At 60.9% G+C, this 1,439-nt stretch carries 2 protein-coding genes; one reads left to right on the top strand and one right to left on the bottom strand.

Annotated features, from left to right (window positions below):
- Window positions 1-1,045: helix-hairpin-helix domain-containing protein (locus tag ABT116_RS46015; protein ID WP_502984072.1), on the top strand; the 1,045-nt coding region annotated here is incomplete at its 5' end.
- Here the strand turns inward: ABT116_RS46015 and ABT116_RS46010 are convergent.
- Window positions 930-1,439 (bottom strand): phosphatidylglycerol lysyltransferase domain-containing protein (locus ABT116_RS46010; RefSeq protein ID WP_351647145.1); only part of this gene is annotated, 510 nt, incomplete at its 5' end. The two genes, ABT116_RS46015 and ABT116_RS46010, sit on opposite strands and share 116 nt — an antisense overlap.

Below are 1,439 nucleotides of genomic sequence, written 5' to 3'. Positions count from 1 at the left end.
AGGTCGATCGCTGATGCAGATTGCAACCGACAATGCTGTGCCGGGGATCGATGGAGACTGTGGAGGGGAAACGGCCTGTGGCACCTGCCATGTGTCGGAAACGGCGGTGTACGAGATGCTGCAGCGGGCAGATTCGGTGGGGGTGTTCCAAGTGGAATCACGTGCGCAGATGGCGACACTGCCGCGTCTGAAGCCTCGAAACTTCTACGACCTGGTGGTCGAGGTCGCGCTCATCCGTCCGGGGCCGATTCAAGGCGGATCAGTGCATCCGTACATTCGTCGGCGCAACAAACTCGAACCTGTGTCCTACGACCATCCGTCGCTCGAGAAGGCACTCGAACGCACGTTGGGGGTTCCGCTGTTCCAGGAACAGTTGATGCAGATGGCCGTCGACGTTGCGGGCTTCACGCCGTCCGAGGCCGATCAATTGCGTCGGGCAATGGGATCGAAACGCTCCACCGAGAAGATGGAACAACTGCGCGCGAGGTTCTATCAGGGCATGCGAGACCTACACGGCATCGGCGACGAGGTTGCCGACCGGATCTACGAAAAGCTGTATGCGTTTGCAAATTTCGGTTTCCCGGAAAGCCATTCACAGAGTTTTGCCGCGCTGGTCTTCTACTCCTCGTGGTTCAAACTTCATCATCCCGCTGCGTTCTGTGCCGGACTTCTGCGCGCGCAGCCCATGGGTTTCTACTCGCCGCAGTCCTTGGTTGCCGATGCGCGCCGGCACGGAGTGCAGGTACACGGTGCAGACATCAATGTCAGCCTTGCGCACGCCACCGTCGAGGCAAGTGGATTCGAGGTTCGGCTGGGATTGGGGGAGGTGCGCAACATCGGCGATGCACTGGCCGAGAAGATCGTCGAACAGCGCGACCTCGGTGGACCGTTCACGTCGTTTCTCGATCTGACCGGCCGGGTGGAACTGACTACCGCACAGGCTGAATCGTTGGCGACCGCCGGTGCGCTCGCCAGCTTCGGCATCTCGCGTAGAGAAGCGCCTCGACGCCCTCCTCCTCCAATTTCAGTGCAGCGGAGGCGATGAGGAACTCCATCGCGGGACGGAATCCTTCGGAGCGTCGCCTCATGAAGTCGAGTGTCCACCCGACGACTTTGCCGTCGCGGTACACCGGTAGCCATGACGTGACACCGTGCACGGTGCGATCCTCGTCGACGGCAATCAGGCACCGCACTTGTTCGTCGTCGACCTCGTCGAGTCCCCCGAGGGTGAATCCCATCTCGGGCATCCCCTTGTCCGCTACCCATTCTTCCGAGATCGCGACGATCTGATCCTTGATCGCGAGAGGTGCATGAGGGAAGGAAATCCACTCGGCGGAGATACCGGACTTCTTCGCCCGGTTCAGTGCGGTGCGCACGTCCTGGAACCGCTTGCCAGTGAACGCGATTCCGCCCAGATCGAGGACCGTTTCCTCGGCGAC

It is taken from the genome of Streptomyces sp. NPDC002130 (assembly GCF_040296465.1).
Taxonomy (GTDB): Bacteria; Actinomycetota; Actinomycetes; order Streptomycetales; family Streptomycetaceae; genus Streptomyces.
Note: the sequence above shows the minus strand (reverse complement) of the source record. Positions and strands in the feature narration are given on the sequence as shown.